Origin of the sequence: Pseudomonas sp. MOIL14HWK12:I1, assembly GCF_000510705.1 — a bacterium.
GTDB classification, from domain to species: Bacteria; Pseudomonadota; Gammaproteobacteria; order Pseudomonadales; family Pseudomonadaceae; genus Chryseomonas; species Chryseomonas oryzihabitans.
Genome location: NZ_KI783308.1, coordinates 402,804 through 419,799 on the forward strand (window position 1 = coordinate 402,804; position 16,996 = coordinate 419,799).

Below are 16,996 nucleotides of genomic sequence, written 5' to 3' on the forward strand. Positions count from 1 at the left end.
TTCTCCTTGGATCAGGAAGGGGAGGCCGCGGCCGTCAGCGACGGCAACTCGGCCCCGGTAGGCGGCAGCGCCTCGCCGTCGAGCTCGGCACCCAGGGTACCCAGCCGCAGACGGCCTTCGGCGAACAACCGCACGGCCACAGGATAAAGGAGGTGCTCGGCGGCGTGTACCCGTGTCGCCAGGCTCTCCGCCGTATCTTCTGAACGTACCGGCACCCGCGACTGCAGCACGACCGGACCGCCATCCAGCTCTTCGGTGACGAAGTGCACGCTGCACCCGTGCCAGGCATCGCCGGCATCGAGGGCGCGCTGGTGGGTGTGCAAGCCCTTGTAGAGGGGCAGCAGCGAAGGATGGATATTGAGCAGGCGACCCTGGTAGCGCCGCACGAAGCCCGGCGTGAGGATGCGCATGAAGCCGGCCAGCACCACCAGATCGGCGCCCCGGGCGTCGATGGCGGCCGCCAGGGCCGCATCGAAGCCTTCGCGATCGGCATGCTCGCGGTGATCGATCACCTGGGTGGCGATCCCGGCCTGCCGGGCCCGCTCCAGGCCATAGGCCTCGGCGCGGTTGGCGATCACCGCCGCGATCCGCACGGGTGGTGTCGCGGCGTCGATCAGGGCTTGCAGGTTGCTGCCGTGGCCGGAGATGAGCACCACCACGGCGCAGTCGGCTTGACTCATCCGTGCTGTTTCAGATTGTTCAGCACGACCTGGTCGGCGCCGGCGGCGGCCTGTTCGATGCGGCCGATGACCCAGGGTTGCTCACCCTCGGCACGCAGCACCTGCAGGGCGGCTTCGACCTGCTCCTGGGCCACGCAGATGACCATGCCCACGCCGCAGTTCAGCACGCGGTGCATCTCGGTCTCGTCGACGTTGCCCTGCTGCTGCAGCCAGTCGAACACCGCCGGACGCTGCCAGCTGGCCACGTCGAGCACCGCCTGGGCGCCTTCGGGCAGCACGCGCGGGATGTTGTCCAGCAGACCGCCGCCGGTGATGTGGGCCATGGCCTTGACCGCGCCGGTGTCCTTGATCAGCTTGAGCAGCGGCTTGACGTAGATGCGGGTGGGCGCCATCAGCAACTCGGTCAGCGGCTGGCCGTCGAGCTGGATGTTCTCGATGTCGGCACCGGCCACCTCGATGATCTTGCGGATCAGCGAATAGCCGTTGGAGTGCGGACCGGAGGAGGGCAGGGCGATCAGGGCGTCGCCGGTAGCCACTTTGGAACCGTCGATGATCTGGGACTTCTCCACCACGCCGACGCAGAAGCCGGCCAGGTCGTAGTCTTCGCCTTCGTACATGCCGGGCATCTCGGCGGTCTCGCCGCCCACCAGGGAGCAGCCGGCCTGTTCGCAGCCGGTGCCGATGCCGGTCACCACCTGGGCGGCGACGTCGACGTTGAGCTTGCCGGTGGCGTAGTAGTCGAGGAAGAACAGCGGCTCGGCGCCGCAGACCACCAGGTCGTTGACGCACATGGCGACCAGGTCGATGCCGATGCTGTCGTGCTTGGCCAGGTTCATGGCCAGGCGCAGCTTGGTACCGACACCGTCGGTGCCGGAGACCAGTACCGGCTGGCGATAGCCTGCCGGGATCTCGCACAGGGCACCGAAGCCCCCCAGGCCGCCCATGACTTCCGGGCGGGCGGTGCGCTTGGCGACGCCCTTGATGCGTTCTACCAGAGCCTCACCGGCGTCGATGTCTACACCGGCGTCCTTGTAGCTCAGCTGGGGTTGTTTGCTCATGAATCCTGGCCTTTGGCTAATGGCGAAACGAGCCGGCTGGCGCCAGCCGGCAATGAGGCGGGCGATTTTACCAGAAGCCGTGCCAAAGCACGCGGCCCGCCGCGGCCTCCGGTCCGGGCGGCGATGGCACCCGGCCAGCTTGCCGTGGTCTGAGCCAGATCGCCTGCCCGTTCGCCGGGCGGGCAGTCTCCGCCGCTACCTTCTGCGCGGCCCGCGACCCAGTGCCCTTGCTCGCGGGTCAGGCGGCTTTTAAGGTATGCCCCTTGCCCCTTCTATGGAATCGCCATGCGCCGTCTCGTCCTTCCGTTGCTCGCTTCGCTGCTGGTCCTGAGTCCGCTCGCCCGCGCCGAGGTGGTGGACAACCTCTACCAGGTCCGCGAGCCGGTGACCTCGCAACAGCCGGACGAGCGCAATGCCGCCCTCAAGCGCGCCCTGCAGGTCCTGGCCGGGCGCCTGACCGGCAACCCCCAGGCCGGCCAGACCCCGGCGCTGGCCAGCGCCCTGGCGGCGCCCGAATCCCTGATCAGCCAGTACGGCTACGACGCCGGTCCGCCAGAGGTGCTGGTGGTCAACTTCGATCCGGCCGCCACCGAGCGGGCCCTGGGTCAGGCGGGTCTCTCGGTATGGGGCGCCAATCGTCCGGTGGTGATGATCTGGTGGCTCAACGACGCCGACAGCGGGGCGACCCTGGTCGGTGACGGCCAGCCCGCCAGCACCGGGGTCCAGCGCGGCGCCCAGCGCGCCGGTCTGCCGATCCGTCTGCCGCTGGCCGACCTCAACGAACAACTCGCCGGCACCGCCGCCAACATCGACGCCAGCGATCCGACCGCCCTGCGCCAGGCCTCCGAGCGCTACGGCGCCAATGCCCTGCTGGCCGTCCACGCCAAACCCCAGGGCAATGGCTGGCAGGCCCAGTGGCGCCTGTGGAACAACGGTGCCGCCGAGCAGGGCAGCAGTCAGGCCGCCGATCAGGATGCCCTGGCCGCTGCGGTGCTGCAGGATGTCGCCGCGCGCCTGTCGAAGAAATTCGTCTCCCGCCCGGGCACGACCCAGCCGCTGACCTTGGTGGCCGACAATTCCAACTTCGAACGCTATGCCCAGCTGCAGAAGGTGCTGGAGCCCCTGTCGAGCCGGCTGGTCAAGGTCGACGGCACCCAGCTGACCTACGACCTCACCGCCAATCCGGACCAGTTGCAGGCGCAACTCGGTCTTGCCGGTCTGCAGCCCGCTACGGCGCCGGCCGCTCCGGCACCGGCGACCCCGGCTGCACCCGTGGATGCCACGGCTGCTCCGACCCCGCCCGCGGCCCAGCCGGCGCCGGCCGCGCAACCGGCGCGGACCACCCTGTATTTCCGCTGGCCATGAGGGTTGGCACCCAAGACTGAAGCGGCTGCTGCGAGGGGCCCGGGATTTGGTTAGACTTGGCGCCCTCGCGAAACTGCCAAGAGCCGTTCGAGCCGGCATGATGCCTTTACAGCTGCCCCTGGGCATTCGTCTGCGTGACGACGCCACCTTCGTCAACTACTACCCTGGCGCCAATGCCGCGGCGCTCGGCTATGTCGAGCGTCTCTGCGATGCCGATGCCGGCTGGACGGAAAGCCTGATCTATCTCTGGGGCGGCGCGGGTGCCGGTCGCAGCCACCTGATGCAGGCCGCCTGTCACCGCCTGGAAGAACTGGGCGAGCGCGCCATCTACCTGCCCATGGGCGAACTGGCCGACTACGGCGTCGAGCTGTTCGACAACCTCGAACAGTGCGAGCTGGTCTGCCTCGACGATCTAGACGCCCTGGCCGGGCAGCGGCGCTGGGAAGAGGCGCTCTTCCATCTGTTCAATCGCCTGCGCGATGCCGGCAAGCGACTGCTGATCTCCAGTACCGCCTCGCCGCGGCAATTACCGGTGCAGCTGGCCGATCTCAAGTCGCGCCTGACCCTGGCGCTGGTCTTCCAGTTGCGCCCGCTGTCCGACGAAGACAAGCTGCGCGCCCTGCAACTGCGGGCCTCCCGCCGCGGCCTGCACCTGACCGACGAGGTCGGTCGCTTCATCCTCTCGCGCAACACCCGCAGCATGGACGCCCTGTTCGACATGCTCGAACGCCTGGATCAGGCGTCGCTGCAGGCGCGACGCAAGCTCACCATTCCCTTCGTCAAGGAAATCATGGGCTGGTAGCCGCGCCGGCTACCGCTATTGCTGCAGGCGACCCGCCAGGGTCGCCAGGCGCTTGCCCAGGGCCCGGCACAGCGCCGTCTCCTGCTCGTCCAGCGCGCGCTTGCCATCCGCCCCGGCGAAATGACTCGGCCCATAGGGCGTACCGCCCCCCTTGGTTTCCAGCAGGGCGCTCTCGCTGTAGGGCAGGCCGGTGATGAGCATGCCGTGGTGCAGCAGCGGCAGGGCCATGGACAGCAGGGTGCTCTCCTGGCCACCGTGCAGGCTGGCGGTGGAGGTGAAGACCCCGGCGGGCTTGTCCACCAGCGCCCCGGTCAGCCAGAGGCTGTTGGTGCCATCCAGGAAGTACTTCATGGCGGCGGCCATGTTGCCGTAGCGGGTCGGGCTGCCCAGGGCCAGCGCTGCACAGTCGCGCAGGTCGTCGAGGGTGGCATAGACCGCGCCCTGGTCGGGCACCGCCGGAGCGACGGCGGCGCACTCGGCGGAGACTGCCGGCACGGTGCGCAGGCGCGCGGCCATGCCGCCCATCTCCACCCCGCGGGCGACCTGGCGGGCCATCTCGGCGGTAGCGCCATGGCGGCTGTAGTAGAGCACCAGGACATAGGCTTCGGGGGTCATTGCAGGATCTCCAGGACACGCTCGGGGGGACGACCGACGACGGCGCGTTCGCCGCGCACGGCGATGGGTCTTTCGATCAGCTTGGGATGGGCGGCCATGGCCGCGATCAGGGCATCGTCGTCCAGCGCCGGATCGGCGAGGTTCAATTCGCGATAGGCGTCCTCGCCAGTGCGCAGCAACTGGCGCGCCCTCAGGCCCAGCTTGGCGAGCAGCGCGCGCAGGGTGGCGGCATCCGGCGGCGTTTCCAGGTAGGGCACAACGGACACGGCTAGCTCGCGGCTTTGCAGCAGCTCCAGGGCCGCCCGCGATTTCGAGCAGCGCGGATTGTGATAGAGGACGATTTCACTCATGGGCTGATCCATAGAAGGTAAGATGCCCATTGTAGCGGGTTGGCGAGGACTGCCGCGCCAGCCCTTGACCGTGCCTTTCGAGGAACCGCCAATGCCGGCCCGCTTGCGTGAACTGCTGTCCTTCGTTCGCTACCTCGCCGACCGCTTCATCGAAGACCGCGCCCCCAACAATGCCGCGGCTCTCACCTATACCACCCTGTTCGCGGTGGTCCCGGTGATGACCGTCACCTTCGCCATGCTCTCGGCGATACCCGCCTTCCAGGGCACGGAAGTGCAGATCCAGGCCTTCATCTTCCGCAATTTCGTGCCCTCCACCGGGGCGACCCTGGAAGAGTACCTGCGCAACTTCATCGAGCAGGCGCGGCATCTGACCTGGCTGGGCGTGGCCCTCCTGGCGGTGACGTCCTTCTTCATGCTGGTGACGGTGGAAAAGACCTTCAACGACATCTGGCGGGTACGCATTCCGCGGCGCGGGGTCTCCAGCTTCCTGCTCTACTGGGCGGTGCTCAGCCTGGGGCCCCTGCTGCTGGGCGCCGGCTTCGCCATGAGTACCTACCTGGCCTCGGTGGCCCTGGTGTTCGGCTCCTACGGCATGTCCGGCGCCCAGGCGCTGCTCAAGGTCACGCCGCTGCTGTTCAGCATCGCCGCCTTCACCCTGATGTACGCCGCCGTGCCCAACACCCGGGTCCCGCTGCGCCATGCGCTGATCGGCGGAGCCCTGACCGGGGTGCTGTTCGAGGCGGCCAAGAGTCTGTTCGGCCTCTATGTCTTCTATTTCCCCGGCTACCAGCTGATCTATGGTGCCTTCGCTACGGTGCCGCTGTTCCTGGTGTGGATCTATGTCTGCTGGCTGATCGTGCTGCTGGGCGCGGAGGTGGTCTGCAGCCTGTCCACCACCCATCACTGGCGCCGCGCGCCGCTGCCGGCCTTCTTCATCCTGCTCGCCGTGCTACGGGCCTTTCTGGAAAGGCAGCAGAGCGGTTCCAGTCTGCATCTGGGGCGGCTGCACCAGGCGGGCTGGAAGCTGCCGGAGCATGAATGGCATGCGGTGCTGGCGTTCCTGCAGCAGGAACGCCTGGTGTGCCAGAACGACAGCGGCCACTGGGTGCTCTGCCGCGACCTGCATGGCTATGCGCTGCTGGATCTGCTGGATCGCGCACCCTGGGCACCGCCGGCGCCGGATTGCTGGCCGCCTGCCGAGCGCTTTCCCGGTGACTGGTATCCACAGCTGCAGGAGGCCTTCGCGCGGCTGCAGGCACAGCGTCATGAACTGCTCGCCGGAAGCGTGGCCCAGTGGCTCAAGGTCGCGCCGGTGCTGGAAGAACGAGGAGCCCCGCGATGATCGCAAAATCGGCACGTCACGGCCTGATCAGTGGCCGCGTCCAGAGCGTCTACTACCGCGAGAGCACGCGGCAGGAGGCGCAGCGACTGGGCGTTACCGGCTGGGTGCGGAATCTGGCGGATGGCCGGGTGGAATGCCACCTGGAAGGTTCGATCGAAGCCCTGGCCCAGCTGGAGCTCTGGCTCTGGCAGGGACCGGCAGCGGCCGAGGTGACCGGGGTGGAGCTGGAGGAGGTGGACTGCGCAGGCCTGACCGATTTCCAGGTCAGGCGCACGGACGCCTGACCTGGAGCGGTAGCCCTCAGCGGGCCTTGAGGAAGCCGACGATCTCGGCCAGGGCGACGTTCTGGCTGTCGCTGTCGGTACGGCCCTTGTATTCGACCAGGCCTTCGTTGAGACCGCGCTCACCCACCACCAGGCGATGGGGAATGCCGATCAGCTCCATGTCGGCGAACTTCACGCCAGGGCTGGTCTTCTTGTCACGGTCGTCCAGCAGCACATCGAAGCCGGCGGCCTTCAGCTCGCCGTAGAGGCGATCGGTCGCTTCCTTCACCGCGGCGTTCTCGTACTTCATCGGCACCAGGGCGATCTGGAAGGGCGCCAGGGCAGCCGGCCAGCGGATACCGCGCTCGTCATGGTTCTGCTCGATGGCGGCGGCGACCACGCGGGACACCCCGATGCCGTAGCAGCCCATGGTCAGGGTGGTGGGTTTGCCTTCCTCGCCCAGTACCGACAGCTTCATCGCCTCGCTGTACTTGGTGCCCAGCTGGAAGATATGGCCCACTTCGATGCCGCGCTTGATCACCAGGGTGCCCTGGCCATCGGGGCTCGGATCGCCGGCCACCACGTTGCGCAGATCGGCGACCTGGGGTAGCGGCAGATCACGCTCCCAGTTCACGCCGAAGTAGTGCTTGTCTTCCTGGTTGGCGCCGATGCCGAAATCGCTCATCAGGGCGACCGAGCGATCGACGATGCAGGGAATCGACAGATTCATCGGGCCCAGGGAACCGGGGCTGGCGCCGATGGCCGCGCGGATCTCCGGCTCGGTGGCGAACACCAGGGGGCTGGCGACTTCCGGCAGGTTGGCCGCCTTGATCTCGTTGAGTTCGTGATCGCCACGCACCACCAGGGCGACCAGGGTGCCTTCCTCGGCGCCACGCACGACCAGGGTCTTCACGGTCTTTTCGATGGCCAGACCGAATTTCTCCACCAGATCGGCGATGGTCTTGGTGTCGGGGGTGTCGACCAGACGCAATTCCTCGGTGGCGGCACCCCGCGCGGTCTCCCGCGGCAGGGCCTCGGCCTTCTCGATGTTAGCGGCGTAGTCGGAGCTGTCGCTGAAGGCGATGTCGTCTTCACCGGAGCCGGCCAGCACATGGAATTCGTGGGAACCGCTGCCGCCGATGGAGCCGTTGTCGGCCTGCACCGGACGGAAATTCAGACCCAGGCGACTGAAGACGTTGCAGTACGCCTGGTACATGGCGTCGTAGGTTTCCTGCAGCGACGCCTGGTTCAGGTGGAAGGAATAGGCATCCTTCATCACGAACTCGCGGCCGCGCATCAGGCCGAAACGCGGGCGGATCTCGTCGCGGAACTTGGTCTGGATCTGGTACAGGTTGATCGGCAGCTGCTTGTAGCTGTTCAACTCGTTGCGCATCAGGTCGGTGATGACTTCCTCGTGGGTCGGGCCCACGCAGAAATCGCGCTGATGACGGTCCTTCAGGCGCAGCAGCTCGGGGCCGTACTGCTCCCAGCGACCGGATTCCTGCCACAGCTCGGCGGGCTGGATCGCCGGCATCAGCACCTCCAGGGCGCCGGTGGCGTTCATTTCCTCACGCACCACGGCTTCCACCTTGCGCAGCACGCGCAGGCCCAGCGGCAGCCAGGTATAGAGACCCGAGGCCAGCTTGCGGATCATGCCGGCACGCAGCAACAGCTGGTGGCTGATCACCACGGCATCGGAAGGGGTTTCTTTGAGGGTGGACAGCAGGAACTGGCTGGTACGCATGGCTAGGCGGTCTGTCGGCATCGAGACGGGACCGGCATTGTACGGCGGGGTGGGGCAGGGCGTACAGGGACGCGGGTGGCGCCGACCGGAGGCCGGAAAAGAACAGCCCGGCGTATGCCGGGCTGCTGGATCGTGCGAGTGACGCTGGCCTCTATTAGAGGATGTTCAGCGGGTACTCGGTGATCAGACGGAACTCGTTGACGGTGCCGCCGGTGCTGGCGTCGCCACGGTGCCAGGCTTGACGGACGCGGAAGGACAGGTCCTTGGCCGGGCCGCTCTGCAGGACGTACTTGGCTTCGACGTTGGTCTCGCGCTCTTTGTCGCCATCCTGATACAGGCCGGCGTAGGCGGTGCTGCCCTTGGGCGCGTCGATGTCGTGACCGTAGATGTAGCGGGCCATGAAGCTCAGGCCGGGTACGCCCAGGGTCGCCATGTTCAGGTCGTAGCGCGCCTGCCAGGACTTCTCGCCGGAGGCGTTGAAGTCGGAGTACTGGATGGAGTTGGCCAGGAAGATACTGTCGCCACCGTTGCCGGTGGTAGCACCTTTGCCACCGACGCCGACGTAGTCGAACGGCGAGTCGCTGCTCACGCCCTGGTAGGCCAGGGTGAAGGTGTGGGCATCGATGCTGTAAGCGGCGGCCAGCGAGTAGGCGTTGTTGGTGAAGTCACCCAGCTTGGCGCTGCCAGCGTCCTTGGTGTAGTAGTAGTTGAAGTCGAAGGTCAGCGCCTGGTTGGCTGCCAACGGCTGCACGAAGTTGACGTTGGCGTAGTACTGGTTCCACAGATCTTCCATGCGGCCGTAGTACAGCGACGCATTCAGCTGATCGTTGATCTTGTACTTGCCACCCAGGTAATCGGCGGAGCTGGAGGTGATGCCGGTGTAGGCAGAACCCATGTTGCCGTCGTGGTAGGTGTTGGTGCGGTCACGTGCAGCGGTGATGTGGCCGGCTTCCAGGAACAGGTTCGCGATTTCTTCGCTGGTCAGCATGAAGCCGGTAGCGGTCTGCGGGAACAGACGGCTGCCACCCACGGCGAAGACCGGGGAGGTGGGCTGCACGTTGCCGTACTTCAGGACGGTATTGGAGACGCGCAGTTTGACGGCGGCGCCAGCAGTGGAGTACTCGTCCTTGTTGCGACCGTCGCTGTCGATCTGCAGGTTGCCGGAACCGACGTGGCCGCGGCCGCCGTCCAGTTTCAGGCCCAGGTAGCCGAAGGCGTCCACACCGACACCCACGGTGCCCTGAGTGAAGCCCGATGCGTAGTTCATCAGGAAGCCATGGCTCCAATCTTTACGATCGTTGGCGCCGTTCTTGAGATCCCGGTTGAAGTAGTAGTTACGGTTCAGCAGGGTCAGCTTGCTGTCTTCGACAAAGCCCTTGGACTCGGACTGCTGGTCGGCGAAAGCCAGTTGAGTGGTCCCTGCGGCTACGGCCAGGGCGAGAATGCTCCACTTCATCGCTTGCATCAGAAATGCTCCTTTGGGTTGAAAGTCAGCCATCGTGTCAGCCGTGGCTGTTTGTTCTAATGGCGGCACATATAGCACCTCTCTCGGAGGGGCGATAGGCTTCATCAAAATTTTGCGTGTGATGAGCGGATTAACCGTGACTCTTAAGAAAGCTCTTTAAGAGTTCCCGTCCGATCGTCGTACCCGGATCGTGATAGCAAAAAGCGTGCACAAACGCTCAATCCCTGAGCCCGCCTGTCTATCGCTGCTCCGCTTCCCGAGCAATGGGCAGTTTCGGAAGGGTTGGTTGCACCTTTGTGACACCAAAGGTTTCACTTGCACAAAGCTGTGCACACTTTTAGTGCCGACAGGTGTTGGCAGGAGATGAGATGTTCCAAATAGACCCACGGCTGGCCGGAGATACCCTGGAAGTGGCGTCCTTGACGCTGTGTCAGGTATTGCTGCTGAACGACAGGCGCTATGACTGGCTGGTGCTGGTACCCCGGCGCGAAAGTGTTACCGAGATCCTCGACCTGTCACCCCAGGATCAGGCACAACTGTGGCGAGAGGTGACACTTGTTGCCCAGGTGTTGCGCCACGCGCAGCCGGATCTAAAATTGAACATCGGTGCTCTGGGCAACGTCGTCAGGCAATTGCACCTGCACGTCCTGTTGCGGCAGGAGGGCGATCCGGCCTGGCCCGGCCCGGTATGGGGGCACTCGCCACGCGAGCCCCATACCGCGGAAGCCGGCCATGCCGCAGCGGAACGCTGGCGGGTGCTGCTCGAAGAGGAGACACAGGCATGACCCTTGAAGACCGTATCGCCGACCTGGAAATGCGCCAGGCCTTCCAGGACGACACCATTCAGACCCTCAACGACATCATCGTCGAGCAGCAGCGGGCGCTGGATCGCTGCGCGGCCCAGATTCGCGTCCTGGCCGAGCGCCAGGCCGAGCTGCAGAGTTCGGGTGGCGGTGGTCTGCCGGACGAGGCGCCGCCACCGCACTATTGAGATCCGTTCCGCAGCTGAATCTTGTTGTCGCCCTGACGTACGTGCATAGCTGTCTTTGTTGGCTACTCTAGCCGCACTGCATCTTTGCACTTTTTTGGTGCAGTCCGGCCTCGTCCCCTGTGGAACTCGCTCCGGGAGAGGCCTGTCCTCTGCGGAGCGAAGCCCACAGCACCTTCAGGACGGAGTACGGTTATGGCGTTTTTCACCGCTGCCAGCCAAGCGGATTTCCAACAACAACTCAAGAATGCCCTCGCGGCCCATGTCGAAGGGGATACCCTCGAACAGCTGGAGCGCTTCACCGCCCAGTTCTTCGGCATCGTCCCGCTGGAAGAACTCACTCAGCGTCGGCTCTCCGATCTGGTCGGCTGCGTACTGTCGGCCTGGCGTCTGCTGGATGTCTTCGATCCGTCCGAGCCGCGGGTCCAGGTCTTCAATCCGGACTACGAACGACACGGCTGGCAATCGAGCCACACCGTGGTGGAGGTGCTGCACGCCGATTCGCCGTTCCTGGTCGACTCGGTGCGCATGGAGCTCAATCGCCAGGGCTACAGTGTCCATACCCTGCAGAACAGCGTCCTCAGCGTGCGCCGGGATGCCCAGGGTCGTCTGCTCGAGTTGCTGCCCAAGGGCCAGCAGGGCGAAGGGGTGACCCGCGAAGCCCTGATGTTCCTCGAGATCGACCGCTGTGCCGCAACCAGCGAGTTGCGCACCCTGGAGGCGGCGCTGCAGGAGATCCTCGGTGAAGTGCGCCTGACCGTCGGCGACTATGCCGCCATGAAGACCAAGGTCGCCGACCTGCTGAGCTGGCTGGATCGGCGTCCGGCCGGCGTGGAGGACGGCGAACTGGCCGAGGTCAAGGCCTTCCTCGACTGGCTGCGCGACGACAGATTCACCTTCCTCGGCTACGAGGAATTCACCGTCGAAGGCGACGGCGAGACCGCGGTGCAACGCTATGTGCCCGACTCCCTGCTCGGCCTGTCGCGGCGCCTGCGCGGTCGCCCCGAGACCGCCGAGATCACCCTGTCCGGTGAGCCGCTGCGCTATCTGCGCGAACCGGTGCTGCTGTCCTTCGCCAAGGCGGCCGACCCGAGCCGGGTGCATCGCCCGGCCTATCCCGATTTCGTTTCCCTGCGCGAAGTGGACGCCAGTGGCCGGGTGGTGCGCGAGCACCGCTTCATGGGCCTCTACACCTCCAGCGTCTACAACGACAGCGTGCGCGAGATTCCCTATATCCGCCGCAAGGTCGACGAGGTGCGTCGCCGCGCCGATTTCGACAGCAGCGCCCACCTGGGCAAGGAACTGGCCCAGGTCCTCGAAGGGTTGCCGCGGGACGATCTGTTCCAGACCCCGGTGGACGATCTGTTCAGCACCGCCATGGCCATCGTGCAGATCCAGGAGCGCAGCAAGGTGCGCGTCTTCCTGCGCCGCGATCCCTATGGTCAGTTCTTCTATTGCCTGGCCTATGTGCCGCGCGACATCTATTCCACCGAAGTGCGCCAGCGCATGCAGCAGATCCTCATGGATCGCCTGCATGGCACCGACTGCGAATTCTGGACCTTCTTCTCCGAATCCGTGCTGGCGCGGGTGCAGTTCATCCTGCGCGTCGATCCCCTGCAGCCGCAGGATGTCGATCCGGCGCGCCTGGAACAGGAAATGGTGCAGGCCTGCCGCAGCTGGAAGGACGACTTCGCCAGCCTGATGGTGGACAGCTTCGGCGAAGCCCAGGGCACCTCCATCCTCGCCGACTATCCGCTGGGCTTCCCGGCCGGCTATCGCGAGCGCTTCGCGCCGCACCTGGCCGTGGTAGACATGCGCCACCTGCTGGCGCTCAGCGACGAGCGCCGCCTGGCCATGGGCTTCTACCAGCCGCTGACCCAGACCGGCGACAACATCCTGCACTGCAAGCTCTATCACGCCGATACGCCCCTGGCGCTGTCGGACGTCCTGCCGATCCTGGAAAACCTCGGGCTGCGCGTGCTCGGCGAATTTCCCTACGAGCTGCGCCATCGCAATGGCCGCCGCTACTGGATCCATGACTTCGCCTTCACCACCGTGGCCGGCCTGGAGCTGGATCTGCAGCAACTCAATGACACCTTCCAGGACGCCTTTGTCCAGGTGGTGGATGGGCAGGCGGAAAACGACAGCTTCAACCGCCTGGTGCTGACCGCCGGGCTCCCCTGGCGGGACGTCGCGGTGCTGCGCGCCTATGCGCGCTACCTCAAGCAGATCCGCATCGGCTTCGACATCGGCTACATCGCCGCCACCCTCAACGCCCACGTCGACATCGCCCGGGAACTGGTGCGGCTGTTCCGCATGAAGTTCTACCTGGCGCGGCGTATGACCAGCGAAGACCTGGACGACAAGCAGCAGCGCCTGGAGCAGGCCATCCTCAGTGCCCTCGACGATGTCGCGGTGCTCAACGAGGACCGCATCCTGCGGCGCTACCTGGACCTGATCAAGGCGACCCTGAGAACCAACGTCTTCCAGACCGACGCCGCTGGCAAGCCCAAGGCCTATTTCAGCTTCAAGCTCGATCCCAAGGCCATTCCCGAGCTGCCGCGCCCGGTGCCGCGCTACGAGATCTTCGTCTACAGCCCGCGCGTGGAAGGGGTGCACCTGAGATTCGGCAACGTCGCCCGCGGCGGCCTGCGCTGGTCGGATCGCGAGGAAGACTACCGCACCGAGGTGCTGGGCCTGGTCAAGGCGCAGCAGGTCAAAAACTCGGTGATCGTCCCCGTGGGCGCCAAGGGTGGCTTCGTACCACGGCGTCTGCCCACCGGCGGCTCCCGCGACGACATCCAGGCCGAGGCCATCGCCTGCTACCGCATCTTCATCAGCGGTCTGCTGGACATCACCGACAACCTGAAAGACGGTGAAGTGGTCCCGCCGGCTGCCGTGGTGCGCTACGACGGCGACGACCCCTATCTGGTGGTGGCCGCCGACAAGGGCACCGCGACCTTCTCCGACATCGCCAACGGCATTGCCCAGGACTATGGCTTCTGGCTCGACGACGCCTTCGCCTCCGGTGGTTCGGCGGGTTACGACCATAAGAAGATGGGCATCACCTCGCGGGGCGCCTGGGTCAGCGTGCAGCGCCACTTCCGGGAGCGCGGCATCGACGTCCAGACCGATCCGGTCACCGTGGTGGGCATCGGCGACATGGCCGGCGACGTCTTCGGCAACGGCCTGCTGCGTTCGCGCAGCCTGGAGCTGGTGGCGGCCTTCAACCACCTGCACATCTTCATCGATCCCAATCCGGACGCCGAGCGCAGCTATGTCGAGCGCGAACGGCTGTTCAACCTGCCGCGGTCGAGCTGGACCGACTATGACGCCAGCCTGATCTCCCAGGGTGGTGGCATCTTCCCGCGCAGTGCCAAGCGCATCGCCATCAGTCCCGAGATGAAGGCGCGCTTCGATCTCCAGGCCGATCACCTGACGCCCAACGAGCTGATCAACGCCCTGCTCAAGGCGCCGGTGGATCTGATCTGGAACGGCGGCATCGGCACCTACGTCAAGGCCAGCTTCGAAAGCCACGCCGACATCGGCGACAAGGCCAACGACGCGCTGCGCGTGGACGGCTGCGACCTGCGCGCCAAGGTCATTGGCGAGGGTGGCAACCTGGGCATGAGTCAGCTGGCGCGGGTGGAGTTCGGCCTGCACGGCGGCGCCTGCAACACCGACTTCATCGACAACGCCGGCGGCGTGGACTGCTCCGACCACGAGGTCAACATCAAAATCCTCTTGGGCGACGTGGTCTCCGCCGGCGACATGACCGTCAAGCAGCGCAACACGCTGATGGGTGAGATGACCGACGAGGTCGGCGAGCTGGTGGTCGCCAACAACTACATGCAGACCGGTGCCCTGTCCCTGGCGGAATACCGGGCGCGCACCCATCTGGCCGAATACCAGCGGCTGATCGTGGATCTCGAAGGGCGCGGCAAGCTGGATCGCACCCTGGAGTTCCTGCCCAGCGACGAGGTGCTCGCCGAGCGCGCCGCCAAGGAACAGGGACTGACCCGGGCCGAGCTATCGGTGCTGATCTCCTACAGCAAGATCGACCTCAAGGAGCAACTGCTGGCCTCTTCGGTGCCGGACGACGAATACCTCGCCCGGGACATGCAGGGCGCCTTCCCGCAGCGCCTGACCGAGCAGTTCCCCGAGGCCATGGCGCGCCATCGCCTGAAACGCGAGATCGTCGCCAACCAGATCGCCAACGACCTGATCAACCACATGGGCATCACCTTCGTGCAGCGCCTGTGCGAATCCACCGGCATGAGCGCGGCCGATGTCGCCCGCGCCTATGTGGTGATGCGCGACGTCCTGCACCTGCCGCACTGGTGGCGTCAGGTGGAAGCCCTGGATCATCAGGTGCCGGCGGAGTTGCAGCTGCGCCTGATGAGCGAGTTGATGCGACTGGGCCGGCGGGCGACCCGCTGGTTCCTGCGCAGCCATCGCAGCGGCCTGGATGCCGGCGCCGTGGCGGCCTTCTTCGGGCCGCGCATCGCCGCCCTGGGGGTGCGTCTGGACGAACTGCTGCAGGGCGAGCCGCGCCAGGACTGGGAAGAGCGCTTCCGCGCCTATACCGAGGCGGGCGTACCCGAGCTGCTGGCGCGGGTCGTCGCCGGGACCAACCACATCTATACCCTGCTGCCGGTGATCCAGGCGGCGGAGGTCACCGCCCAGGATCCGCTGGAAGTGGCGGCCACCTGGTTCGCCGCGGGCGATGTGCTGGACCTGGCCTGGTACCAGCAGCAGCTCAACCAGCTGCCGGTGGCCAATGCCTGGCAGGCCCTGGCGCGCGAAGCCTTCCGCGACGAGGTGGATGTGCAGCAGCGCACCATCACCATCGCCATGCTCAACCTGAGCGAGGCGCCGAGCGATCCGGAAGCGCGGCTCTCGCTGTGGCTGGAGCGCCATCGGTCAGCCGTAGAGCGCTGGCGGGGTCTGCTGGTGGATCTGCGCAATGCCAGCGGTCAGGACTATGCGATGTACAGCGTCGCCAGTCGTGAACTGGCGGATCTGGCCAGCAGCAGCGCCTGAAGCAGGCGCTGCCCACGAATGGCGTTCGTGGGCAGCGTCGTCTGACAGGGCATAAAAAAAGGCGGCGTACTCGAGGGTGCGCCGCCTTTTTTTCCATCGTCCGGATTCGATCAGGGCTGGGGCTGCGTCGAGGGTGCCTTGAGGGCGCTCAGCCCCTGCAGCAGGGCCTGGTGAAAGCGCTCCGGCGCCTGCATCTGGGGCGCGTGGCCCAGGTCCTCGAATTCCACCAGGGTCGCCCGGGGGACGCGTCGCGCCGCCGCCTTGCCCAGTTCGGGATAGTGACCCAGCTGCGCCTTGATGGCGGCCGGCGCGGCGTCCTTGCCGATGGCGGTGGTATCTCGCTGGCCGATCATGAGCAGGGTGGGCATGCGCAGTCGGGCGAATTCGTAGACCACCGGTTGGCTGTAGATCATGTCGTAGATCAGGGCCGAGTTCCAGGCGACCCTTTCCTTGCCGGGGCCGTTGTTGAGACCGGCGAGCATCGTCACCCAGCGTTCGTAGGCCGGGGACCACTGGCCGGCGTAGTAGGTGCTGCGCTCGTAGTCGCGGATGCCGTCGGCGGAGGTCTTCAGTTCCCGGGCGTACCACTGGTCGACGCTGCGATAGGGTACGCCCAGGGCCTTCCAGTCCTCGAGGCCAATGGGGTTGACCAGCACCAGCTGTTCGGTGGCCTCCGGATAGAGCAGAGCGTAGCGGGTGGCGAGCATGCCGCCGGTCGAATGGCCGATCAGGGTCGCCCGGGCGATGCCCAGGTGGTCGAGCAGCGCCCGGGTATTGGCGGCCAGTTGCTGGAAGCTGTACTGGTAGTGGGCTGGCTTGCTGGATTTGCAGAAACCGATCTGGTCCGGGGCCACGATCCGATAGCCGGCAGCGCTCAGCACCTGGATGCTCTGCGCCCAGGTGCCGGCGCAGAAGTTCTTGCCGTGCAACAGCACCAGGGTCCGGCCGTTCGGTTTTCCGCTCGGCGCGACGTCGAGATAGGCCATTTCCAACGGTTGGCGCTGGGAGTCGAAGCTGAAGGTCTTGACCGGATAGTCGTAGTCGAAGCCTTCGAGACGTTCGCCGTAGAGGGGCTCGGCCTGACTGAGCGGACTCAGTAGCAGGGCGGCCAGGGGGAGGGCGCGGCGCAAGGACATGGGCAGGATCCTGGGGCTAAACCAGCTCCGACCGAAGGCCGACGGAGAAGATTCCAACCCGCGGCGAGAGAGTGTCGCCGCGCATGTCGCTCTCCAGGCTGCGCGCCGTTTCGCTTCGCCTCCTGCCCAGGGTCTGATAGTCTGA

At 66.0% G+C, this 16,996-nt stretch carries 14 protein-coding genes; 7 read left to right on the plus strand and 7 right to left on the minus strand.

The genetic code is table 11. The features are described from left to right. Positions 1 to 11: 11 nt before the first annotated feature. Entirely contained in the window at positions 12 to 680 is a 669-nt protein-coding gene (gene purN, locus PSEK12I1_RS0119500; protein ID WP_027602646.1) for a phosphoribosylglycinamide formyltransferase, read from the minus strand. Next, the gene (purM, locus tag PSEK12I1_RS0119505) at positions 677 to 1,738 is read right to left on the minus strand and encodes a phosphoribosylformylglycinamidine cyclo-ligase (protein WP_027602647.1); all 1,062 of its coding nucleotides are present in this window, start codon (positions 1,736 to 1,738) and stop codon (positions 677 to 679) included. Before purM ends, purN begins: the two co-directional genes overlap by 4 nt. Positions 1,739 to 2,023: 285 nt before the next feature. On the opposite strand from purM, the gene PSEK12I1_RS0119510 reads away from it, so the two are divergent. Together PSEK12I1_RS0119510 and hda are read left to right on the plus strand one after the other, a co-directional pair. After that, complete coding sequence (locus tag PSEK12I1_RS0119510) at positions 2,024 to 3,103, plus strand: DUF2066 domain-containing protein (RefSeq protein ID WP_027602648.1); 1,080 nt, start codon at positions 2,024 to 2,026, stop codon at positions 3,101 to 3,103. 97 nt (positions 3,104 to 3,200) lie between these two features. Next, positions 3,201 to 3,905, plus strand: coding sequence for a DnaA regulatory inactivator Hda (gene hda, locus PSEK12I1_RS0119515; protein WP_017638945.1), 705 nt, complete (start codon positions 3,201 to 3,203; stop codon positions 3,903 to 3,905). A 15-nt stretch (positions 3,906 to 3,920) separates the two neighbouring features. On the opposite strand, the gene wrbA is transcribed toward hda, so the two are convergent. After that, positions 3,921 to 4,520, minus strand: coding sequence for an NAD(P)H:quinone oxidoreductase (wrbA, locus tag PSEK12I1_RS0119520; protein ID WP_027602649.1), 600 nt, complete (start codon positions 4,518 to 4,520; stop codon positions 3,921 to 3,923). Further along, on the minus strand, positions 4,517 to 4,870 hold the full coding sequence (arsC, locus tag PSEK12I1_RS0119525) for an arsenate reductase (glutaredoxin) (RefSeq protein WP_027602650.1): 354 nt from the start codon (positions 4,868 to 4,870) through the stop codon (positions 4,517 to 4,519). Before arsC ends, wrbA begins: the two co-directional genes overlap by 4 nt. A 91-nt stretch (positions 4,871 to 4,961) precedes the next feature. On the opposite strand from arsC, the gene PSEK12I1_RS0119530 reads away from it, so the two are divergent. Beyond that, the gene (locus tag PSEK12I1_RS0119530) at positions 4,962 to 6,212 is read left to right on the plus strand and encodes a YihY family inner membrane protein (RefSeq protein ID WP_027602651.1); all 1,251 of its coding nucleotides are present in this window, start codon (positions 4,962 to 4,964) and stop codon (positions 6,210 to 6,212) included. Continuing rightward, entirely contained in the window at positions 6,209 to 6,496 is a 288-nt protein-coding gene (locus PSEK12I1_RS0119535) for an acylphosphatase (protein WP_081737455.1), read from the plus strand. Before PSEK12I1_RS0119530 ends, PSEK12I1_RS0119535 begins: the two co-directional genes overlap by 4 nt. Before the next feature lie 16 nt (positions 6,497 to 6,512). Here the strand turns inward: PSEK12I1_RS0119535 and PSEK12I1_RS0119540 are convergent, their stop codons facing one another. Next, a complete protein-coding gene (locus tag PSEK12I1_RS0119540; RefSeq protein ID WP_027602653.1) occupies positions 6,513 to 8,219 on the minus strand; it encodes a proline--tRNA ligase in 1,707 nt (568 codons plus the stop codon). 154 nt (positions 8,220 to 8,373) lie between these two features. Next, positions 8,374 to 9,684 carry an OprD family porin gene (locus tag PSEK12I1_RS0119545; protein WP_027602654.1) on the minus strand — a complete coding sequence of 437 codons (1,311 nt, stop codon included), beginning with the start codon at positions 9,682 to 9,684 and terminating at the stop codon, positions 8,374 to 8,376. A 368-nt stretch (positions 9,685 to 10,052) separates the two neighbouring features. Between PSEK12I1_RS0119545 and PSEK12I1_RS0119550 the strand changes: the two genes are divergently transcribed. The 3 genes from PSEK12I1_RS0119550 to PSEK12I1_RS0119560 all read left to right on the plus strand — a co-directional run bounded on the left by PSEK12I1_RS0119550 (position 10,053) and on the right by PSEK12I1_RS0119560 (position 15,715). Then, a complete protein-coding gene (locus tag PSEK12I1_RS0119550; RefSeq protein WP_027602655.1) occupies positions 10,053 to 10,469 on the plus strand; it encodes an HIT domain-containing protein in 417 nt (138 codons plus the stop codon). After that, the gene (locus PSEK12I1_RS0119555; protein WP_007159300.1) at positions 10,466 to 10,675 is read left to right on the plus strand and encodes a SlyX family protein; all 210 of its coding nucleotides are present in this window, start codon (positions 10,466 to 10,468) and stop codon (positions 10,673 to 10,675) included. Before PSEK12I1_RS0119550 ends, PSEK12I1_RS0119555 begins: the two co-directional genes overlap by 4 nt. Before the next feature lie 192 nt (positions 10,676 to 10,867). Next, positions 10,868 to 15,715, plus strand: coding sequence for an NAD-glutamate dehydrogenase (locus PSEK12I1_RS0119560; RefSeq protein WP_027602656.1), 4,848 nt, complete (start codon positions 10,868 to 10,870; stop codon positions 15,713 to 15,715). Between the two features lie 110 nt (positions 15,716 to 15,825). Here the strand turns inward: PSEK12I1_RS0119560 and PSEK12I1_RS0119565 are convergent, their stop codons facing one another. Further along, positions 15,826 to 16,851 carry an alpha/beta fold hydrolase gene (locus PSEK12I1_RS0119565; protein WP_027602657.1) on the minus strand — a complete coding sequence of 342 codons (1,026 nt, stop codon included), beginning with the start codon at positions 16,849 to 16,851 and terminating at the stop codon, positions 15,826 to 15,828. Between the last annotated feature and the right edge of the window lie 145 nt (positions 16,852 to 16,996).

Excerpts from the sequence above, each read along its gene's own strand:
- purN (WP_027602646.1), bottom strand. The coding sequence starts at position 680 with ATGAGTCAAGCCGACTGCGCCGTGGTGGTGCTCATCTCCGGCCACGGC.
- purM (WP_027602647.1), bottom strand. The coding sequence starts at position 1,738 with ATGAGCAAACAACCCCAGCTGAGCTACAAGGACGCCGGTGTAGACATC.
- PSEK12I1_RS0119510 (WP_027602648.1), top strand. The coding sequence starts at position 2,024 with ATGCGCCGTCTCGTCCTTCCGTTGCTCGCTTCGCTGCTGGTCCTGAGT.
- hda (WP_017638945.1), top strand. The coding sequence starts at position 3,201 with ATGATGCCTTTACAGCTGCCCCTGGGCATTCGTCTGCGTGACGACGCC.
- wrbA (WP_027602649.1), bottom strand. The coding sequence starts at position 4,520 with ATGACCCCCGAAGCCTATGTCCTGGTGCTCTACTACAGCCGCCATGGC.
- arsC (WP_027602650.1), bottom strand. The coding sequence starts at position 4,870 with ATGAGTGAAATCGTCCTCTATCACAATCCGCGCTGCTCGAAATCGCGG.
- PSEK12I1_RS0119530 (WP_027602651.1), top strand. The coding sequence starts at position 4,962 with ATGCCGGCCCGCTTGCGTGAACTGCTGTCCTTCGTTCGCTACCTCGCC.
- PSEK12I1_RS0119535 (WP_081737455.1), top strand. The coding sequence starts at position 6,209 with ATGATCGCAAAATCGGCACGTCACGGCCTGATCAGTGGCCGCGTCCAG.
- PSEK12I1_RS0119540 (WP_027602653.1), bottom strand. The coding sequence starts at position 8,219 with ATGCGTACCAGCCAGTTCCTGCTGTCCACCCTCAAAGAAACCCCTTCC.
- PSEK12I1_RS0119545 (WP_027602654.1), bottom strand. The coding sequence starts at position 9,684 with ATGCAAGCGATGAAGTGGAGCATTCTCGCCCTGGCCGTAGCCGCAGGG.
- PSEK12I1_RS0119550 (WP_027602655.1), top strand. The coding sequence starts at position 10,053 with ATGTTCCAAATAGACCCACGGCTGGCCGGAGATACCCTGGAAGTGGCG.
- PSEK12I1_RS0119555 (WP_007159300.1), top strand. The coding sequence starts at position 10,466 with ATGACCCTTGAAGACCGTATCGCCGACCTGGAAATGCGCCAGGCCTTC.
- PSEK12I1_RS0119560 (WP_027602656.1), top strand. The coding sequence starts at position 10,868 with ATGGCGTTTTTCACCGCTGCCAGCCAAGCGGATTTCCAACAACAACTC.
- PSEK12I1_RS0119565 (WP_027602657.1), bottom strand. The coding sequence starts at position 16,851 with ATGTCCTTGCGCCGCGCCCTCCCCCTGGCCGCCCTGCTACTGAGTCCG.